The sequence below is a fragment of the Leptospira noguchii serovar Panama str. CZ214 genome, assembly GCF_000306255.2.
GTDB lineage: Bacteria > Spirochaetota > Leptospiria > Leptospirales > Leptospiraceae > Leptospira > Leptospira noguchii.
In genome coordinates this window covers 192,975-208,947 of sequence record NZ_AKWY02000004.1, presented here as the reverse complement: position 1 = coordinate 208,947, position 15,973 = coordinate 192,975, and the positions used below count along the sequence as shown (strand labels likewise).

At 35.3% G+C, this 15,973-nt stretch carries 10 protein-coding genes; 8 read left to right on the top strand and 2 right to left on the bottom strand.

The window, feature by feature from the left end; translation table 11 throughout:
* Positions 1-658 precede the first annotated feature (658 nt).
* From LEP1GSC059_RS24600 to LEP1GSC059_RS02480, 5 genes are all read left to right on the top strand, one after another.
* Entirely contained in the window at positions 659-889 is a 231-nt protein-coding gene (locus tag LEP1GSC059_RS24600; protein ID WP_337587742.1) for a transposase, read from the top strand.
* On the top strand, positions 810-1,025 hold the full coding sequence (locus LEP1GSC059_RS24595; protein WP_036056889.1) for a hypothetical protein: 216 nt from the start codon (positions 810-812) through the stop codon (positions 1,023-1,025). Before LEP1GSC059_RS24600 ends, LEP1GSC059_RS24595 begins: the two co-directional genes overlap by 80 nt.
* Complete coding sequence (locus tag LEP1GSC059_RS24590) at positions 949-1,434, top strand: IS5 family transposase (RefSeq protein WP_337587741.1); 486 nt, start codon at positions 949-951, stop codon at positions 1,432-1,434. The genes LEP1GSC059_RS24595 and LEP1GSC059_RS24590 overlap by 77 nt, the downstream gene beginning before the upstream one ends.
* A 729-nt stretch (positions 1,435-2,163) precedes the next feature.
* The gene (locus LEP1GSC059_RS02485; RefSeq protein ID WP_020980221.1) at positions 2,164-5,415 is read left to right on the top strand and encodes an efflux RND transporter permease subunit; all 3,252 of its coding nucleotides are present in this window, start codon (positions 2,164-2,166) and stop codon (positions 5,413-5,415) included.
* 112 nt (positions 5,416-5,527) lie between these two features.
* A complete protein-coding gene (locus LEP1GSC059_RS02480; RefSeq protein ID WP_002178934.1) occupies positions 5,528-6,151 on the top strand; it encodes a TetR/AcrR family transcriptional regulator in 624 nt (207 codons plus the stop codon).
* A 60-nt stretch (positions 6,152-6,211) separates the two neighbouring features.
* On the opposite strand, the gene LEP1GSC059_RS02475 is transcribed toward LEP1GSC059_RS02480, so the two are convergent.
* Positions 6,212-8,257: a 7TM diverse intracellular signaling domain-containing protein gene (locus tag LEP1GSC059_RS02475; RefSeq protein ID WP_017215287.1), complete on the bottom strand. Its 2,046-nt coding sequence runs from the start codon at positions 8,255-8,257 to the stop codon at positions 6,212-6,214.
* 1,169 nt (positions 8,258-9,426) lie between these two features.
* On the opposite strand from LEP1GSC059_RS02475, the gene LEP1GSC059_RS02470 reads away from it, so the two are divergent.
* Complete coding sequence (locus LEP1GSC059_RS02470; RefSeq protein WP_002178959.1) at positions 9,427-9,972, top strand: YbhB/YbcL family Raf kinase inhibitor-like protein; 546 nt, start codon at positions 9,427-9,429, stop codon at positions 9,970-9,972.
* A 792-nt stretch (positions 9,973-10,764) separates the two neighbouring features.
* Complete coding sequence (locus LEP1GSC059_RS02465) at positions 10,765-12,105, top strand: hypothetical protein (protein ID WP_020980266.1); 1,341 nt, start codon at positions 10,765-10,767, stop codon at positions 12,103-12,105.
* Between the two features lie 833 nt (positions 12,106-12,938).
* Here LEP1GSC059_RS02465 and LEP1GSC059_RS02460 read toward each other — a convergent pair.
* Positions 12,939-14,366 carry an SBBP repeat beta-propeller lipoprotein, LipL53 family gene (locus tag LEP1GSC059_RS02460; protein ID WP_020980214.1) on the bottom strand — a complete coding sequence of 476 codons (1,428 nt, stop codon included), beginning with the start codon at positions 14,364-14,366 and terminating at the stop codon, positions 12,939-12,941.
* 430 nt (positions 14,367-14,796) lie between these two features.
* Between LEP1GSC059_RS02460 and LEP1GSC059_RS02455 the strand changes: the two genes are divergently transcribed.
* Complete coding sequence (locus LEP1GSC059_RS02455; protein ID WP_017215290.1) at positions 14,797-15,810, top strand: DUF2804 domain-containing protein; 1,014 nt, start codon at positions 14,797-14,799, stop codon at positions 15,808-15,810.
* Positions 15,811-15,973 lie beyond the last annotated feature (163 nt).

Below are 15,973 nucleotides of genomic sequence, written 5' to 3'. Positions count from 1 at the left end.
TATCTGTAAAACATAGATCTGTAAGAGTTCCCACATTTTATCTTTACAGAAAATTCAGATTTTATAGGAGAGACCTCTTACATCAAATTCATGTTAAATACAAAAAAGACCAATGCAAACATAAAAAACTATGTCTATTTGATTTTGCTGTTTTAAATTACCGCAAAATTTTGAAATTAGAGTTTTAATATTTCATTATATAATTGTAGAAATGATTCCTTTTTTGATTTTTTTTACGAACTCGTATTCGATTGTAAACTTTCAAAATCTCTTAGATGGGACGTAATCTGTGGGAACTACTGCAATTGTATCCAATTTTATTACGAAAAAATGAACTTATGGAACGCAATGCAAAACGAAACGACTTTTACTCACACTAGAGAATGAATGTCCTAAAAATTCTCTTTCTAAATGGCAGTTTGTAAGCAATTTAAGAATCATTCTAAAAATGTAGGAACTATCATGTCCCATTCCATAATAAAAGCTTTAAAAACTCAAAAGTTTCGCGTACAAAGATTGGTTTGTAAAAAGCTAGATCCTTTTTAATGGTAAAGTAACGCGAAAGGGATCGATGAATGAACTAAGAGCCGGTCTCAAAACTGTTTGTAGAGAGAAAGGGTAATAATATCAATGTGAAATGGACAAATATTATTCAGAGATACCGGATGCACTTTGGAAACAAATAGCCCCATTAATCCCGAAAGAAAATGTAAATCCGAAAGGAGGTCGCAATCGAGTACCAACACGAGTAGTAATGTCAGGTATCATCTATCGAATGAAAACAGGCTGTCAGTGGCGTGCCATTCCGAATGAGTTTGGATCAGGCCAAACTTGTCACAGAAGATTTCAAGAATGGGAACGAGCAGGAGTATTCAAAAAAGATTTATAAATCTATTTTAAAATATTATGATGTAAAGAATCAAATAGCATGGGACTGGGCTTCGATGGATTCGGCAATGGTTAAAGCTCCCAAAGGGGAGCTTAACTGGGAAAAACCCTACAGACCGTGCCAAATTAGGTGTTAAACGGCATATTCTTACAGATGGAAATGGAATTCCTTTGGCAATTACATTGACTGGAGCTAACGTTCATGACAAACACGGTGTAAAAGATACGTTGAATTCAATCCTAATATTTTCCGGAAAAAGAAGAAAGAAGCCAAAACATATTTGTTTAGATAAAGGTTATGATTTCAAAGATATAGAAGTTTTAATCAAAAGAAGAAACATTCAATCTCATATTCGGAAAAAAGGTGAAAAGCCTCTCATCGGTAAATATAAAGGAAAACCTAGACGTTGGGTCGTTGAAAGAACTAACAGTTGGCACAATCGATTCAGGGCTATCCTAATTCGTTGGGAAAGAAAATCTGAAAATTATCTTGCATCTCTTTATCTCGCAAGCTCTATCATTGCTTTTAACTTTTTTGATAGGTAGTTTTGAGACCGGCTCTAAAGCAAAACGCTTTCCTGAACTCAATGCATCGCTCCCTAAGGGTCGCTCTGCAGGGTCGCGTTAACTCAGCAAAACGCTTTCCTAAGGGTCGCGTTAACTCAGCAAAACGCTTTCCTAAGGGTCGCGTTAACTCAGCAAAACGCTTTCCTAAGGGTCGCGTTAACTCAGCAAAACGCTTTCCTAAGGGTCGCGTTAACTCAGCAAAACGCTTTCCTAAGGGTCGCGTTAACTCAGCAAAACGCTTTCCTAAGGGTCGCGTTAACTCAGCAAAACGCTTTCCTAAGGGTCGCGTTAACTCAGCAAAACGCTTTCCTAAGGGTCGCGTTTTAGGGTCGATAAATTGAAATCTATGACGAAATTTCGTATTACGTTCTTATACAATTTATTGACCAGAGCTGAGAGCCCGGTCCGGCTGCTTATGCAGCCGGATTCGCCCAGATTTTCTTATGTCGAATTTACGTTAAAGTAGTTCCCACAATTCAGTAGATTTGAATATTCCGTATATCAAATTAATAGGTTCAATCTATTTATAATCTTTAACTTTTCGAATTTAGAACACCTTGACACATCTATAGGAATTTCCAGATAACTACTTTGGTATAGGAAATTCTTAGTTGATGAAAAACAAATAATTCAAAAATTGTTTCCAATTTAGAATAATCTTATAGTTTCTTCGCTTTGGTCAGCCGGTAAAATTAGGAGGTTCACAAAATGAGCTTGGCTTCGCTTTCGATTCAAAGACCGATTTTCGTCACTTGTACGGTCTTACTCATCCTGGTCGCGGGATACCTTTCTTTGAACAAGTTGGGGGTAGATTTATTTCCCAACGTAACGATTCCGGTCGTGACCGTAACCGTGCCTTATCCAGGTGCGGCTCCTAACGAAATCGAAACATTAATTGCAAAACCGGTTGAAGACGAACTCTCTACAATTTCGGGAGTCAAAAGAGTCCGAGCGGTCTGTAATGAAGGAGTGGGGACCGTCATAGTAGAATTTACTCTGGAAACTGATGTAAAATACGCAGAACAACAAGTTCGGGATAAAGTATCTAGTGTTAAACCGAAATTACCAAATGACGCAAAAGAACCAGTTATTCGAAGAATCGATCCAGCAGACCAACCGATCGTAATCGTTGCACTGAGAGCCGAATTACCGGATGCGGAACTCTATGATATTGCCAACGAAGAAGTGAAACAAATTCTTCTTTCTACCAAAGACGTAGGAAACGTAACCATCTACGGAGGTCGTAAAAGAGAAATTCACGTAGAACTGGATCGAAATAAACTCAAAGAACATATGATTCCGGCTTCGGTCGTGTCCAATCGACTCGCTTCGGGAGGAATGAATATTCCCGCAGGAAAGGTAAGTAAAACCGATAAGGAACTTGTATATAGAACGATCAACGAATTCCAATCTCCCGAAGAAATTAGAGACACCCCGATTTCTCTTTTTGGAAACGAAGTTCCGATCAAAATTGGACAACTGGGCGAAGTCAAGGATACAGTTGAAGATGAAACTTCCCGCGCTTATTTAAACGGTCAGAAGGCTGTTTTTCTCATGGTATTTAAACAGTCCGGGTCCAATACCGTGGCGGTTGCACAATCTGTAAAAAAGAAAGTCTTAGAAATCAATCAGGATCTTGCAAAACGTAAAGGTTCACCCGAGTTGACGTCTACGAATGATTCTTCTATAACGATCGATAATAATATCTATGACGTAAAAGAAACGATTATCATTGGAATCATACTTACGATCATTGTAGTATTATTATTCTTAGGAAGCGTTCGTTCCACTTTGATTACTGGGCTTGCACTTCCAAACTCTTTGTTAGGCGCGTTTATCCTTATGGCAATTGCTGGTTTTACCGTAAACGTGATGACTCTTCTTGCTCTCAGTCTTGCAGTTGGACTTCTTATAGACGACGCGATTGTAGTTCGAGAAAATATTTTCAGACACAGAGAAATGGGAAAAACTGCGAGAGAAGCTTCTATCGAAGGCACCAAAGAAGTAACACTTGCCGTAATCGCTACTACGATGACAGTGATTGCGGTTTTTATGCCGATTGCATTTATCAGCGGAATTGTGGGACAATTTTTAAGAGAGTTTGGACTGACCGTATGTTTTGCCCTTCTCATTTCTCTTTATGATGCGCTTACAATTGCTCCTATGTTATCCGCGTATTTTGGAGGGAAGGTAGGAAATCACGCACATAATTCTTCTTCTGAGTCGATTCCTGAAATTACAACCAAAGCAGTAAAAGGAAAAACAAAAGGCGCTACCACGTTGGAAGAAATCGCTTATTCTAAAATGCGTTCTCAAAATAAAACTTCTAAAGGAATTTTATCCACCGTCTTTTCTCCTATCGTGTTCGTTTTAGGAAAGTTAGAAGTAGGCTTGGATTCTATATTAAGTATTTTTAATGTTTTTCAATCTTGGTTAGAAGAAAAATATGCTTCTGTTTTGAAGTTCACTTTAAGAAGACCTTTTTTTATACTTTCCGGAGCGATTTTGATTTTTGTAGTCAGTTTGGTTCTGACTAAGTTTATTCCTAAAACATTTCTTCCCGCTCAGGACGAGGGTAAATTTACGGTAGCCTTGGATATGCCGCCAGGAACGTCCTTAGAAAAAATGTCTCAGATTGCTCTTCAAGTAGATCAAAAGGTTCGTTCTTATAAGGAAATCAAAATTGTTTCTATGTTCAACACGAATCGTAGTACGAATATGTTCGTGGAAATGGTTCCTTCCAAAGATAGGAAGATGAACACAACTCAGTTCAAAGCGTTTCTTCGTAAGGAGCTGGCGGAGTTTTCTTATGCCAATCCGATCGTAAAAGATGTAGATAACGTAGGAGGAGGACAAAGGCCTTTTACACTTACGGTTAGTGGACAAAAGAGAGAAGTTGTAGAAGACTACGCTAAAAAATTGTTCGAACGCCTTCAAAAATCTCCGGCGCTTTTGGATGTAGACACGAGTTATAGAACAGGAGCCCCTGAATTTAGAGTGGTTCCGGATCGGGAAAAGGAAGTTCTTTTAGGAGTTCCTGGAACGATCATAGGATCTGAGTTGAGAACTCTTGTAGAAGGAACCACACCTGCAGTTTATAGAGAGAACGGAGTTGAGTATGATATTCGTGTTCGACTAAAAGATTCTCAAAGAGATCTAAAGGAAAATTTTTACAGTTCCTTTGTGCCTAACTTTAACAACAGATTGATTCCGATTCAAAACGTAGCAAGAGCGGAGGAATCTACCGGTCTTGCTACAATCAATCGTCTCAACCGAAATAAGGCCGTGGAAATTTATGCGGACGTAAATCCTAAAGGTCCTGGTATGGGGGGAGCGATGGAAGAAGTTACAAAGATCAGCCAGACTGAAATTCCTCTTCCTTCGGGTGTGAAGATTGGTTATTCCGGACAAGCGGAAAGTTTTAAAGAGATGGGAGTTTCTATGGCGATTGCGATGGGACTTGGGATTTTATTTATCTACATGGTTCTTGCTTCTCTTTATGAAAGTTTTATCACACCGATTGCGATTATGCTTGTATTACCTCTTGCGCTTTGTGGAGCTTTCATTGCTCTTTTTATTACCCAAAAGTCCTTGGATATTTTTTCCATGATCGGGCTGATTATGTTGATTGGTGTCGCTACTAAGAACTCGATTCTTCTTGTAGACTTTACAAATCAATTATTGTCGCAAGGTAAAGAAATGAAAGAAGCAATTATCGAAGCGGGAAGAGAAAGATTGAGACCAATTTTGATGACTTCTTTTGCTCTCATTGCTGGTATGTTACCGATTGCGATCGGATTGAACGAAGCTTCTCGTCAAAGAACGAGTATGGGAGTTGCGATCATCGGTGGATTGATTTCTTCTACGGTTCTTACTTTAGTAGTGGTTCCTGCAGCGTTTTCTTATATAGAAAAACTGAATCAAATGGTAAGAAAAAATTCTCCAAATCCTGATGCATAAGTAGTTCGTAAGTAATAAATAAGAATTTGCTCTCGTTGTTTATGATCTAATTGATTTTGAATTTTTGTCGAATTTAAAAAAAGAGTTTCATAAATGGCGCGAGTGAGTGAAAATGAAAGCGATGGATCAGGATGAAGTAAAACACCGTATTATGGATAAGGCACTTGAGCTTTTTCTAAAATACGGTTATGCAAAAACTAAAATGGAAGAAATTGCAAGAGTTCTGAAAATTTCACGTAAGACTTTGTATAAACATTTTGAAAATAAAAACCATCTTCTTTTCGAAATTCTTTCTCATAAACATAACTTGATGAGTTCTACTTTAGAGAAGATCAGTGAAGATGATTCTTTATCTGTGCATGAAAAGATACAAGCCATCAATGAATTTAAAATCAGTCAGTTTCCCACTGGAGCGAACGAATTCATTTTAGAAATTAGAGATCAGGCGCCAGATCACTACGCTTATATCAAGGAAGTGAGAATGGAGTCCGTTGCAAAATCGGTTCAAGCTCTTGTAAAACAAGGGATTGAAAAAGGAGAAATTCGTAGGGATTTGAATCCTACGATCTTTGCTGCACTTCTGAATTCCGCGATCGAAATGACTGCAACTCCAGAACTTCTTTTAAATTCTCCTTACTCGATGATGCAATTGCAGGGAGAAATTCACGGAATTCTATTTTATGGAATTATGAATCCGGCGGAAACTCAATCTGTAGAAAAAGTTTCAAGCGATTAGTGGCGTGTCTCAGAAATTACAAAACGCGATAGCTCCACATTTTGAAGTTTTAAATACAATTTATTTGTTTTTGAGGGAAGTTCTGCAAGCCTGCAAATACCAGGCAGAAGCAGAATCAGTAGGATATTCTGATAAAACGTCTCTAAAATGATTGAATGCAGAAGTATATTCTTCTTCAAAAAAGTGGAAAACTCCTCTTTCAAACTTACTTTTTGTTTTAAAGAATTGTTCTGCTTCGTCGCTTTCTGTATCACAAAATTCTAATATAGAAAGATCTTCTTTTTTTCCTCTTACAAAAGTTCTACCGAGATAACGATATAGAAATTGAGAAGGATCTTTTAAGGAAGAAAACGCAGTTTCACTCAAAAGTATTTTGGCACCGTAATTTTTAGTAAGGCCTTCAATGCGGGATGCAGTGTTCACCGTATCTGAAATTACGGTTACTTCCATCCGGTTTTTAGAACCGATTGTACCCAACATAACAGGCCCTTTGTGAACTGCGATACCTGTTTCGATTGGCTTATAACCGTGACGATTACGATCCGCGTTGTATAACTTCAGTTGACGATGCATCTCGAGAGCGGCCATCAAACCGTCTTCCGCGTTCGTTTCGAAAAGAGCCATAATTGCGTCTCCGATAAACTTATCTATGGTTCCGGAATGTTTTTCGATTGCTGGTGTCATTCTTTCTAAATAAGAGTTTAGAAAATTAAAATTTTCTTGTGGATTCATACTTTCAGAAAGTTCGGTAAAGGAGCGAATATCGGAAAATAAAACCGTCATTTCTTTTTGAATCTGATCACCAAGCGCAACTTGGATCACTTCGTTTTTTCCCAAAAGATGGATGAGTTTAGAAGGGACAAATCTTGCAAAGGATTCGTTCAGTTTGGCTTGTTTTTCGATCGAGTCGTTTTGTTCTTGGATCAATTCTTTTTGAGTTTCTTGTTTTTCTTTAATCAAACGAGAAATTCTATCTCCAAGTCCTAAAGAAAGTAAGGTTACTTCTAAACCGGAACCGATTTGCATACTGTATTCCGTAATAAAAGAAACTGGAATGGCTCCTATCGTTTTTAATGCGTAGAACACTCCTCCTAAAAGTAAGGCGGAGAATGCGATCATAAAATAACGAGCAGGACGAAAACCTGAAATCAGCGCTTTGATTCCCGAAGCGAATATAGAGATTGCAGTTAAAAGACCTAAAATTGCGACCTGCAACGCTCCTTGAGTTAGGTTCACAAAAAAAGAAGAAAATGAAGCCATTGCACAAAGAACGATTAAAACATGATTAAATTTGTGTAATGTGGGAAACGCGTTCTTTGTATCCAAAAAGTCTCTTGTAAAAAGTAAAATACTAAATTCTAAAAGACCTGCTAAAAACGGATTCATTCGTCTGGCTCCCCAAGAAAATTCTGGCCAAAGATATTCGTATGCAAATCCGTATTGAGACATCAAAAAAATAGCAAAACAGAGAATATAAAAAACGTAAAAAAAATAACTTTTGTTTCTTACAGTAAATAACAAAAACAAGTTATACACAGCCATAGCGATCAGAATACCGAAATAGATCCCGTTAATATATTGAATATCTCTAATATTCTTATAGAATGCATCCGGTTCCCAAAGAATCAGAGGCATTTGCATACTGTCTTCGTTTTTAAATCGTAGATAAAAAGTGGATACTCCCGGAGGAGCGTGAATTGGAAATACAAAGGTATGACTTTCGATTGGTCTATCCGTAAAAGGTTTTTTAATTCCTACGATAGTTTGTTGATAAGTTTCGTTTTCGGGAGAATAAAAAATTACCTCGTCGATCAACGGAAACGTAATTTCTAAAAGTTTTTCTTTAAAAGTTTCTTCTGGATTGTTAAATGAAAACTTTAGCCAATAAGCAGATCTCGTAAATCCAAAAGAAGGATTTGTTTGATTGGATTGTTGAAATTCTTTGTTTTGAACGGATTCAATTGTCAAACTGGAATCCGGGTCTTCTAAAATATGAGAATAAATTCCAAGACGAACTTGATTTTCGTTCCAAGGAATAGTTTCAGAAAAGGCGGGTAACGTAAGAAGGATCGGAAATATAATTCCTAAAATTTTTATTATTTTCATATCATTTCTCCGATCAGTTCAGGTTATGGCAAACGTCGTTACCATTGAGCAAGGGGCGAACTAAAATTTATCTCTAAATACTATTTTAAACAAATATAAAGTATTTCTGAAATGGTTTCTAATTTACATATTCAAAAATAAAGAAATTTGAATTTGGCAAACTTCTTTCGGAACCTTGTTTTAATTTGGACAAGATTTTATTTAGAATTATTTCGATAAACAATCTGAATGAAAATTTTTTTAGATAAACGTTTGAGAGCTTGTTTCAAAATCTCAAAGAGATCAAAAAAATAAGGTTAAATTAAAGATGATTAACGTAGTGGGATTCTTAAGATATAATAACGATAAATTGTTCTTTTATTAGAATAAAACAATATGTTGTCTTTTAATTGTCTAATTTGAAACAAACTTGATAAATATCTGTTTGCAATTGCTCATAACTTTATTTAAAAACCATGTTTTTTATAAAATAAAAGCCAAAATCGTAAATAATCCAAACTGGATTTAGTCTTTTACAAGTTATCTCAAAAATATCTTAGAATCATCGGAATCGGCATTATAAGCAAAGATAAAGTATTTTTAAGATAACTTTTAAAAAGAATTGTATGGAACTATCAAACAGAATGTTCAAAATTTCGCTTCTTAATTGAGATTTGTTCTAAAATTTACGATTGTATAAGAATCACTTTTAGTGAGGTTCTATTTTTTAGAAACTTGAAAGGCTCGTTATACTACTGGTCTCTATAAAACTAATTACTATAAATTTTTTATCAAACCCCGTTTGAGTATAGAATATTAGTTCTCTATTATATAAATTTGAATAAAAGTCAGAACGTACAATCTACTTTAAAAAAATTATAACTTCTAAAATGGATGTAATATATAAGATTTTACATTTTTGTAAAACCATCACTGTTCATTTTATGAGTTTTAGTAGTAAAATTAAATTTCTGTATAAAACCTTTATTCTAACTGTTGTCAGAGAAATTAAAAATTTATTTTGAACCTGCTTCCTAACTTAGGAAGAATGATTTTTTGCATATTCAAGATTTATCAACTTTTTAAAAATCTAAAAATTTTCATTTGGGCTTTCAAAAATTTTCAAATCCGTCTTGCATAGTTTTACTTGATTTCTAATTTAAAGTTTATCTTAGGAGGATTTTGATTTTATGAAAATCAAATGGTTTATATTTGTTTTTTTGTTCGGCGTTAGTTTGCTTCAAGCAGAACCGTTTCAGTTGAAAAGTCCTGAATTGACATCTGTTAAGTTAATCGCTAACGAACAAGTATTTAACGGTTTTGGATGTTCCGGAAGCAATATTTCCCCTTCTTTATCTTGGACGGGGCTTCCGAAAGATACTAAAAGTATCGCGTTAACTGTGTATGATCCTGATGCTCCGACTGGAAGCGGATGGTGGCACTGGGTGGTTTTTAATCTTCCGTCTACAACTACTTCGATTCCAGCTAACGCTGGAAACTTGGAAAAAAATCTTCTTCCTAAAGAAGCGATTCAAAGTAGGACCGATTTTGGAGCGTCTGGTTACGGTGGTCCTTGTCCTCCGAAAGGTCATAAGCCGCATCGTTATTATTTTACGGTTTATGCTCTTAAAGATAAAATTCCGGCAGATCAAAATTCTTCCGGAGCTTTGATCGGATTTTATATCAATCAACTTAAAATCGGCGAAGCGCAGATTTTAGCAAAATACGGCAGATAAAAATTGAATATATAAAGGATCTATTTTTAAAGTAGATCCTTTGTGATTAGATATAAAGAGTCTTTCGGTTTTAGTTTAAACGGGTATTTTTTATCAGTCGCGTTAGAGTTTGTCTGTAAATCTCCATAAAATCTTAAAAAAACCTATAATTTTGTAAAGAATTTTTAATTTAAAAATCCTTATTGAAATAAGGATATATTTTATTTTTTGAATATTCTAAAATACAAATTTAATGTTTATTTTTGAATTTCAAAGAAATAAAAGGTTCGAATCGAAATTATCTTAAGTCTTGCGAATATGTCAATTTACACAAAAGTCTCTTGGAAAATTTACAAATTTTTGAAAAACGTTAAAGATCATAACGCTTCTTACTTTTAAACTTAAAGACAATCTCTTAAATGTGTATTCAGTATTATTCTTATTGTATCTTTAAACTATCCAAATTCTCCAAATAATTTTAGTCGATGATTCTGAATTTTTGAGATTTGCTTTTTGTTAAAAGCAGCTCGGTATTTTTTCTCTGAATAAATTTGGTTTTAATATAGATTAAAGTTGTTGAAAAATTTTATAGTAGTGTTTAACAAAACTGCTTCAATCGACCGTTCCCATCAAAGAGAGACTGATGGAGAATTCATTTTTCAACAACTTCTATTGTAGAAAATCGTTTTGTGTGATTTATACGTGAGTCATTTTATAATCAACCGAATACAAAGTTCTATTTCGAGTTTAAAAAATAAATTCTTTACAATTTTAAAATCTCTTTGATACATTCCATTTCACAAGGACCATACGATGAAACAAATATTTGTTTTTTTTATTCTTCTAATTTGCGGAACATCTGCCTTTGCACAAAATAATTCTATTTGGCAGACCATTTTCGGCGGTGAGCAATACAATGGATTAAAGCCCAACGAATGTCCGGAAGAACTTCCATCCGGGTTGATTTCCTTGAAAGATGGAACTTACGTTGTTGTAGGCTCTTCTAACGATTGTTCTAGACAAGATACAAATCTTAAAATAGAACAAAAAAAATATAGTGCTGCATGGTCCGCAAAGATCGATACATCTGGGAATCCAGTTTGGTGGAAATATCTTTTTACAAGTGCTCCCATAGACATGGGAGGTTATGCAGTCAATGTTCACAATCACAATAGTGTTCGGGGAGAAAATCTTATAGCGACTCAAGACGGAGGTTTTGTTACCGCAGGTTCGATTGGGAGTGGAACTTACAATCGAAAGATCGTATTTTCTAAATACGACGGACAAGGAAATTTAGTTTCTGATAAAGTTATAGAAGCAAAAGAAATTTGTGATGGCTTTTGTGGATTTGAAGATCCGCATATATTTCATCTTCAAGAACTTTCCAACGAAAAATTTAGAGCGCTTGTTTCTGTTTCTTACAGAACGGAATCGACGGAGCAACAAGGAAATACTACTACTGTAGTAAACGGAATTAAGACCGGATTTTTTTATACTCTTTTAGGCAAAGATGGTTCTGTTAAAAACTCCAAACACATTCCAGATTTAGAATATGCTCCTAATGCGAAAACTTCTTATGAGGAAGGAATTGTTTTTGCAGTAAGCACGGATAATACATCTGGTAAAGAATCTCAAAGAGATTTGGTTTTACATCGATATGATTCGGATGGAAAACAAATTTGGAAAAAAAGATTCGGAAGTCCTAATATAGAGGATTTTGCAGTTTCTATCCTCAAACTTTCCGATGGAAATTTACTTTTATCTGGAGGTGTTTCGGGCTTGGGTAATCAAGCGGTTTGGCTTTTGAAACTTTCACCCAAAGGTGAAACAATCTGGGAAACCAAACAAAAGTTAGGTGGTCATAATTTTATGGGGCCAATTATAGAATCTCCGGATCAGGGTTTTTTTGGAGTTCTTTCCGACGGAGAGGGGCCTATGGTTTTAGTTAAGTTTGATTCTAATGGAAAAAAAGTCTGGGAAAAAAAACACTCTCAAAGACTTTATATGGCAAATAAGATTTTAAAAAACGATAGAGGTTATGTAATTCTTTCTTATACGAAGAAAAAACCGGCTCAATATGTAGATGTTCTTCTCATTCAAACGGATTGGGATGGAAATGTTTCAAAGGAAGCCTTACGGAAAAATTTTCCGTAAGGAACGAAGTATGATCCAAACGGGTTTCATTAAGATGTAAGGTTGGTTTAATCAAACGCGTAACTTTTGAGTTTTTGAAAGTTTTATTATGGAATTGAGTAGTAGTTTCCACACATTTTAGAATGGGTCGGTAAAATCTTAAATCTGTGTGGGCTCCCACAAATTGAGTTGTTTATACATTAGAGTTGTTGAAAAATTCTATAGTTTAACTTAAGAAAATCTGGGCGAATCCGGCAGCCATAGGCAGCCGGACCGGGCTCTCTGCTCTGGTCAATAAATTGTATATAAGAAACTTTATATAATAATATTCTTTAGTTGCAATTTATTAACCTCGCATCGATCCCTTTCGCGTTAACTCAAATTAGTTCAGATTAACAAAACTACTTCAATCGACCGTTTTCATAAAATAGATGAGAATTTATTTTTCAATAACTCTATTTGTAAGTACAGGTGCTTTAGCCGAAACATAAAAGCGATACTGTTAAAAAGAAATAGATTTTAAAGTTTTAAGACAGTTTTTTGATCATATCAGTATAAGATATTTGTTTTATAAAACCTAATTTTTTTATAAAGAATTAAATGTGTGAACTCATACAAATTTGGTTTTATAGTAAAATTTTTTTTCTTACGTTCAACAAACCTTTATAAAATCCAAAAAAAATCTTCGTCCGATCAAATTTTTAAATAAAATTGCCGTTTGCGGGTCATCACACAAATGAAAAAACTATCTTTAGAGATTCTATTAATAAAATTAAAAATTTGTTTTATAAAAATTTTCTAATAAGCTAATTATTACAATTTGTGTTAAAATTATAGTATTTTTTTTCGCTATGTTATCTGAATTTTAAAAAGAATAAATCGATATTTCCTTTAGAAGCAATTTCATTGATATCGACCTCTGTCCATCCAGTACAATAAATATTTCCTTGGGAATCATGAGCGATACTTTTTCCCGTGATCCTTGCACCATTGACTCCTATTTGTCGGATCCATTCCTCATTACCTAACGGATTATGTTTTGTAAGAATTAAATCCATCCCGATCACATTTTGCATTCCATTTAGCATATGATTGGTCTTGCCAGTTGTAAAAATATTTCCTTCTGGATCTATAGTCATTGCAGTGACAGAAGTAGTTCTACGACCTTCAGTCGGACCTAAGTATCGAATCCATTGTCTAACACCAAGAGAATTATATTTTACTAAAATTCCACGATTACTCTCACTAACTTCACCTCCTGGTTCGAAATTTGCATTACTCATTCCACCTACAAAAACATTACCGAACGAATCTAAAGCTATAGAATTACCTTCAGAATCTCTCAAGGCTTGACCGAGTTGTGCAAAGGATTGTTTTCTTCCATCTCTACTGTATTTAAGAACGAAAAGGTCAAATTCTCCTATACTAGGAACCGTATTGGTTGCTAAATTTGCATTTGTAGATCCAGTTACAAATATATCTCCTGTGTTTTCTGCAACTGTGACGCTTCGTGCATGGACCGATGCTCCGGCAATTGAAATATTTGAGTCCTTACGCCAATCTCCTTCATTGTCTATTTTAAATAGAAATCCAGTAATTGGATCTCCTACCATTTGTCCTGATGCTGTACCGACTATATAAGAAGTTCCTAATCGATCTACGAAAGCTTTTTCGGGAGTAAGGTCTCGATTTCTGTATCCTTTTTGTTTTCTCCAGATTTCATTTCCGTCTTTATTGAATTTAATCACAAATAGATCTTTTATTCCCCTAAGTTGTCCTGCAAAATTACCAGATGAATTGCCGACTACGTAAACGTTTCCTCTTGAATCCACTCCGACATCGGCGACTTGTAAGTTCACCCCTGGAACTCCTATTTGTTTTGTCCAGATTGTTTGTCTTCGAGAATTGTATTTTGCAAGGATAATATCTCTGTCTCCGATCGAATTTTCTTTATAAATACCAGTGTCAGAACTTCCTGCAATGTAGATAAATCCATCTTTATCAATCGTGAGCGCTGAATCTACAATTATTGCGTTAGGCGCTCCAACTAATAAAGTCCATTCAGGAACATCGACGTCTTCAGGAACAATATTTGGGTTTAAGACATTTTTGTTAACGATGTCTTCTTGCGAAACATCCGAATTTTCAGGAGAAGTCGAGCGATTGTTACTTTGAAGTAGTCCCGCGATCCATAATGGATCGAATGATTTTGGATCGTTTAAGTTTAGTAAAGGTGAGCAGGCTTGAATGAATATAAAAAGAAAAAGATAAAAGTAAACCAAAAGATAAACTCCTATTATAAAAAAATTAAGTTTTATTTTGGGCGATTCTCGCCAACGTATCAAAAACGTAAGTTTGAATGTAACTGGCGAGACCGGGCTCTCAGCTCTGGTCAAGTTATTGAGAATTAAAAATCTAAATTATGTTTTTCTAAAATATCAATAACTTGATCCCACAACGCTTTCGTAAAAAGCGTTGTGTTGAGTTTCCAACGCGACCTGTCGCGCGTTAGCGCGGCACAGAGTTTTCCCGCGACGATTCAACAAACTTACGTTAGATACTTTTTTCGACTAAAAAGATTGAAGATTCTTACGAAAAGAAATTCTCGAAAGGATAGGGTGTTTTGACCTATCCGAAAGTTGATAACAAATGTGGAAGAAAGAAGTCGACTTTTCTTGTCCGTGCAGATAACTTACAGAAAGTGTTCTTAAGATGAACTTAGAAACTGAAATAAGACAAGAAACGAACCTTTGCGATAAAACTGGAAATCTCAATTTGAACGCTGTAGGCTGGTCTAAAAAACCAATCCATAGATGTAACTTAAGCGGACATTATTTGAGGAAGAAAAAATGGAATTACTGGTGTATCTATGACGAGAACTTTCTAGTATCTTTTACAATATCTAACGTGGATTATGCGGGAGTCGTTTTTGTTTATTGGCTAGATCGAAAAACAGGAAACTTTGAGGAAGGTACGATTCTTACTCCTTTTGCTTCTGGTGTCAACTTAGGGCAACTCGTAGTAAGTAATGCTACTTATGTAGGAAAGAACGCTCGTCTTCAATTTTTCAAAGAAGAAGAAGGTTATCGTCTTTCGATCAATTTTTCTCTTAAAAATAAAATTCCGGTTCAAGCTGAAATAGAGGTTCCTGTTCCCGAAGGTTGGGAAACGTTAAACGTAGTTGTACCCTGGTCTAAAAGAAAATTTCAGTTTACCGAAAAATTGTTCGGAGTCGGAGCTCGTGGATTTGTTCGTTACGGAGCAATGGAATATAAGTTCGAACCTAAATCTTCTTTTGCTTGTATGGATTATGGAAGGGGAGTATGGCCTTATTCCACAAAATGGAATTGGGCTTCTATGATGTCGCATAACGCAGAATATACGATCGGGATCAATTTAGGAGCCGGATGGACGGACGGAACCGGTACAACCGAAAATGCTATTTTAATCAATGGTAGAATCTATAAAATTCCTTCCGAAGCAGTTTTTGAAATAGATCGTGAAAATTGGATGCAACCTTGGCGTCTTTATACAAAAGATTCTCAAGCGATAGATTTAAGGTTTGTGCCCGAATTTCATAGAAAAGCTTCGACAAATGTTGGAATTTTTGCATCTTCTGTTCATCAGATGATTGGAAAGTTTGAAGGTGTAATTAGACTTGGAAAGAACGAATATAAAATTACAAACGGCCAAGGATGGGCCGAAGATCACGTAGCACGATGGTGATAACCGAGAGATTATATTTGTATAACGAGTCTTTGAAAGTAAACACGAGCCAAAAGGCTCTTGAGATTTTTTTAAAGGAATAGATGAAATTTCATTTTCTATTGTTAGATTGAATTTTAAAAACTTGGCTTCTTCTTCTCTCGATAAAATTGAACACTGTAAA

Coding starts and splice junctions, on each gene's coding strand:
- LEP1GSC059_RS02470 (WP_002178959.1), top strand. CDS start 9,427: ATGAAAATCAAATGGTTTATATTTGTTTTTTTGTTCGGCGTTAGTTTG.
- LEP1GSC059_RS02455 (WP_017215290.1), top strand. CDS start 14,797: ATGAACTTAGAAACTGAAATAAGACAAGAAACGAACCTTTGCGATAAA.
- LEP1GSC059_RS02485 (WP_020980221.1), top strand. CDS start 2,164: ATGAGCTTGGCTTCGCTTTCGATTCAAAGACCGATTTTCGTCACTTGT.
- LEP1GSC059_RS02465 (WP_020980266.1), top strand. CDS start 10,765: ATGAAACAAATATTTGTTTTTTTTATTCTTCTAATTTGCGGAACATCT.
- LEP1GSC059_RS02480 (WP_002178934.1), top strand. CDS start 5,528: ATGAAAGCGATGGATCAGGATGAAGTAAAACACCGTATTATGGATAAG.
- LEP1GSC059_RS24595 (WP_036056889.1), top strand. CDS start 810: ATGAGTTTGGATCAGGCCAAACTTGTCACAGAAGATTTCAAGAATGGG.
- LEP1GSC059_RS02475 (WP_017215287.1), bottom strand. CDS start 8,257: ATGAAAATAATAAAAATTTTAGGAATTATATTTCCGATCCTTCTTACG.